At 71.5% G+C, this 4,462-nt stretch carries 4 protein-coding genes and 1 pseudogene; all 5 read left to right on the top strand.

Annotated elements, in window-relative coordinates; genetic code table 11:
- Positions 1-324, top strand: a pseudogene (locus G6030_RS06835) (WYL domain-containing protein); the annotation flags it as partial.
- Positions 321-1,295, top strand: coding sequence for a WYL domain-containing protein (locus G6030_RS06830; RefSeq protein ID WP_131885967.1), 975 nt, complete (start codon positions 321-323; stop codon positions 1,293-1,295). The pseudogene G6030_RS06835 and the gene G6030_RS06830, both read left to right, overlap by 4 nt.
- Positions 1,296-1,392: 97 nt before the next feature.
- On the top strand, positions 1,393-1,833 hold the full coding sequence (gene tatA, locus G6030_RS06825) for a Sec-independent protein translocase subunit TatA (protein WP_182642623.1): 441 nt from the start codon (positions 1,393-1,395) through the stop codon (positions 1,831-1,833).
- A gap of 114 nt (positions 1,834-1,947) precedes the next feature.
- Positions 1,948-2,922, top strand: coding sequence for a twin-arginine translocase subunit TatC (gene tatC, locus G6030_RS06820; protein WP_241724220.1), 975 nt, complete (start codon positions 1,948-1,950; stop codon positions 2,920-2,922).
- Positions 2,906-4,462: DEAD/DEAH box helicase (locus G6030_RS06815; protein WP_182642621.1), on the top strand; the 1,557-nt coding region annotated here is incomplete at its 3' end. The genes tatC and G6030_RS06815, both read left to right, overlap by 17 nt.

The raw sequence follows: 4,462 nt of genomic DNA, 5'->3' as shown, positions 1-4,462 counted from the left end.
CGCGCGACCCGGACCGTCCCCGTGCCGCCCACCGAGCAGGTCCTGGCGCTGCTCGACGACGCCGTCTCCCGCCTCAACCCGCTGCTCGAGGCCACCGTATGGGTGGCCGACGGGCGCGCCGCCGAGTTGCGCGCGATGGCCCGGTCCGCCACGCCCGCACGGCGCTTCGGCAGGTCGGGCGCCGACCTCGGACTCGCCGCGCCGCTGGGCGAGTTGTCCGCGCTGGTGGCCGCCCAGGGTCCCGACGCCGTCGCCCTCGAGCCGGCGGAGCTGCGGGTGCGCGTCGTGTCGATCCTCAGCGCCGCCGAGGAGGCCGTCCGATGAGTCCCCGCTCCGTCCCGCTCGCGACGCTGCTCAGCGTGGTCCCGTACTTCCACACCCGCGGTCCCGTCCGCGTGGCCGACGCCGCCCGCGACCTCGGCATGAGCGAGAAGCAGCTCCGCGACGCCCTGTGGCAGCTGTGGTCCTGCGGCCTGCCCGGCTACGGCCCCGGTGATCTCATCGATCTGGCCTTCTCCTCGGAGGACCTCGACGACGCCGAGATGGTCGAGGTGACGTTCACCGCCGGCATCGACCGCCCCGTGCGCCTCACCGCCGCCGAGGCGGTCACCCTGGAGACCGGTCTGGCCGTCTTCCTCGGCCAGCCCGAGGTGATCGACCAGACCGCGCTGCGCGACCTGCTCACGACGCTGCGCGCGGCCACCGGCTCCGACGCCCGCGTCACCGCCGCCGACGCGCGCCGCGAGTCGGCGGACTCCGACGCGGACGTGGTGCGGACCGCGGTGCACGACGGCCGGGCGCTGCGCTTCGTCTACCACTCGGCCAGCTCCGACACCTCCACCACACGCGTCGTGGACCCGGCCCGCCTGTCCGTCGCCGACGGTCACTCCTACCTCCACGGCGTGGACCGTTCGTCCGGGCAGTGGCGGACCTTCCGCACGGATCGGATGAGCGGGGTGGAGGAGGTGGGACCGCGCCGCGCGCTCGGCCCGGAGCCACAGGACGACGGCGAGGGGGACGTCCGCCTGGAGGCCGCCCGTGTCCCGGCAGCCGCGGCGTGGTTCCTCGACGAGTTCCGCTTCCACACGGTGGTCCGCCGCCCCGACGGCGATCTTGACGTCGAGATCGCCTATCACGACCGTGCGTGGCTGCTCCGCTTCCTGCTCGGGCACGCCGATGTCGTGCGTCCCGCGGACCCCGGGCTCGCCGCCGAGGTCGCCCGCCGTGCCGCTGAGGGCCTGGCCGTCTACGAGACGGGCGACGACTCTGGCGACCAGCGCGTGAATTCCCGGTGAACGACGAGGTCACGGGGGGTTTCCTGGGTCTGCGAGGTGTCGTCGCCGGCGGCGGGTGCGCTAGCATGGAAACGTTGTCAGACAAACGGAGGTTGACATGGGTGCGTTGAGCATCTGGCACTGGCTCATCGTCCTCGCGGTGGTGCTCCTGCTCTTCGGTTCGAAGAAGCTCCCGGACGCCGCCCGCGGCCTCGGACGGTCGATGCGCATCTTCAAGTCCGAGATCAAGGAGATGCAGAACGACGACAAGCCGGCCGAGGACCAGGAGCCGCAGGCGCTCACCCAGGGTCAGGCGAACCCCGCCCAGTACGCGCAGCCACAGGCGAACCAGTACCAGCCGCAGGCTCCGCAGCAGTACCAGGCACATCCTTCGCAGCAGTACCAGGCGCAGGGGCAGCAGCAGGGGCAGTCCCCGGCCCAGGGGTACCCGCAGGCTCCGCAGCAGCCGTACCAGCAGCCGGCCCCCCAGCAGGGTCAGCAGCAGTTCACCGACCCCACCGCCCCGTACCACGGCGGCCAGGGCCAGCAGGGGCAGTAGGCCGCCTCGTCCATGACACAGACCGGGACCACGGACACCGGCGCCACCCGTCAGGGCGGCGCCGGTCGCCTGCTGTCCAAGCGACGCCGCAGGCCGCGTAACCCCGACGGCACCATGCCGCTCATCGAGCACATCTACGAGCTTCGGACCCGCCTGCTCATCTCGGTGGCGGCGATCGTGGTGACCCTCGGGTTCGGCTTCTGGTGGTACGGCACCGGGGTCCTGGGCGTGCCGTCGCTCGGCGGCATCCTCACCGGCCCCTACTGCGACATCCCGCCCGGGGCCCGCCTCCAGCTGGGCGACGCCGGCGACGAGTGCCGCCTTCTCGCCACGGGGCCGTTCGAGCAGTTCATGCTCCGCCTCAAGGTCGCCGCCACCGCCGGCATCGTCCTGGCCAGCCCGATCTGGCTGTACCAGCTGTGGGCGTTCATCACGCCCGGCCTGCACAAGAACGAGAAGCGCTACGGCATCGTCTTCACGATCCTGGCCGCCGTCCTGTTCATCGGCGGCGCGGTCCTGGCGTACGTCGTGATCGTCCACGCGTTGGAGTTCCTGCTCTCGATCGGCGACAACGTCCAGACCACGGCCCTGTCCGGCTCGCAGTACTTCACGTTCCTCATCCAGCTCATCCTCATCTTCGGCGTGAGCTTCGAGATCCCGCTGCTCATCGCCATGCTCAACGTGGCCGGTGTCGTGAGCTACGAGACGCTGGCCCGGTCGCGTCGCGGCATCATCATGGGCATCTTCGTGTTCGCCGCCGTCGCCTCACCCGGCCAGGACCCGTTCTCCATGCTCGCGCTCGCGGTGGCCGTGTGCATCCTGGTCGAGGCGGCCATCCAGTTCGCCCGGCTGCACGACAAGCGCAGAAAGAAGTCCCGCGAGGACTGGCTCGAGGTGGACGACGAGTCCGCGTCCCCGCTCGCCCCCGCCGACGGCCTCGGCGGCGCAGGCCCGCTCGAACGCCCCGAGCCACTGACCCCACCCATCCCCTCCGCCGGCGCCGGCGTATCCGGTACCCGCGCGCCCGGCGACACCCGACCGCTCCAGGCCCCGGCGGGCGACGGTTCGATCTATGACGACATCACCTGACGAGACGCACCCCGACGACCTGCTGGAGGGCTTCCTCTCCGGCGAGGGCTTCGCGCCCGATCCGTTCCAGCTCGAGGCCTTCGCAGCCCTGGACGCCGGCCGGAACCTGCTCGTGTCCGCGCCGACGGGGTCCGGCAAGACCCTGGTCGGCGAGTACGCGGCCTACCGCGCCCTCGCCGGCGGGGGACGCTGCTTCTACACCACGCCGGTCAAGGCACTGAGCAACCAGAAGTTCCGGCAGTTCCGCGAGCGATTCGGCCCCGAGAACGTCGGCCTGCTTACCGGTGATCACTCGATCGACGCCGACGCGCCCATCGTCGTGATGACCACCGAGGTGCTGCGCAACATGATCTACAGCGCCTCGTCGGCACTGCATGACCTCGACTGCGTGGTCATGGACGAGATCCACTACCTCGGCGACCGCTCGCGGGGCGTGGTGTGGGAGGAGATCATCCTCACCCTCGACCCGGCCGTCCTGCTGGTCGGGCTGTCCGCGACGCTGAGCAACACCGACGAGCTGGGGGACTGGATCACCGAGATCCGCGGCGACACCGCCGTCGTGCTCTCCGAGCACCGGCCCGTGCCGCTGGCCCACATGCTCTACACGGACGGCGATCTCGTCCCCGTCCGCGCCGCCGCCGACCAGCGCCGGCGGGCCCGGTCCGGGTACCACGACGAACGGATGGCCTCCCGCCCGCGCGCGCAGTGGGCCCGCCGTCAGGACGTCATCGAGCGGCTCGACGACGAGCACCTCCTGCCCGCCATCTACTTCGTGTTCTCCCGCGCGGGCTGCGACGGCGCGGTCGCGCAGATGCGCCGGGCCCGGCTGCGCCTCACGACCGGTGAGGAGGCCCGGCGCATCGCCTCGCACGTCGACTCCGCGGTCGCGCAGGTCCCGCAGCCCGACCTGGACGCGCTCGACTTCGCCGCGTTCCGCGCCGGGCTGGTCAACGGGCTCGCCGCCCACCACGCGGGGATGCTGCCGCTGTTCCGCACGATCGTCGAGGAGTTGTTCTCGGCCGGGTTGATCAAGGTGGTCTTCGCCACCGAGACGCTGGCGCTGGGGATCCACATGCCGGCCCGTGCCGTGGTGCTCGAGAAGACGACCAAGTTCAACGGCGACACGCACATGATGCTCACGTCCGCCGAGTACTCGCAGATCACCGGGCGGGCCGGCAGGCGCGGCATCGACACCAAGGGCACGGCAGTGGTGCTGGACCAGCCCGACCTGGACCTGGACGCGCTCGCCGCGCTCGTCGACACGCCGCGGTTCCCGCTGCACAGCGCTTTCACGCCCGACTACTCGATGGCCGTGAACCTCGTCGAGCAGCTCGGGGTGGAAGAGGCCACGACCCTCATCGGACGGTCGTTCGCCCAGTTCCAGACCGACCGCACGCTGGTGTCGCGGTCCCGCGCCATCGAGCGCCGCTCCGACGAGCGTGACCGGATGCGCGCCTCACTCGAGGAGGCCGGGGGAGACGCCGACCTCGACGAGTACATGGGCCTGCGCGCCGAGTTGAGCAGGCTCGAGCGCAAGGCC

Origin of the sequence: Dietzia sp. E1 (genome assembly GCF_014145015.1) — a bacterium.
GTDB lineage: Bacteria > Actinomycetota > Actinomycetes > Mycobacteriales > Mycobacteriaceae > Dietzia > Dietzia cinnamea_A.
The sequence above is the reverse complement of the archived record's forward strand: the minus strand, read 5'-3'. Positions and strand labels throughout refer to the sequence as shown.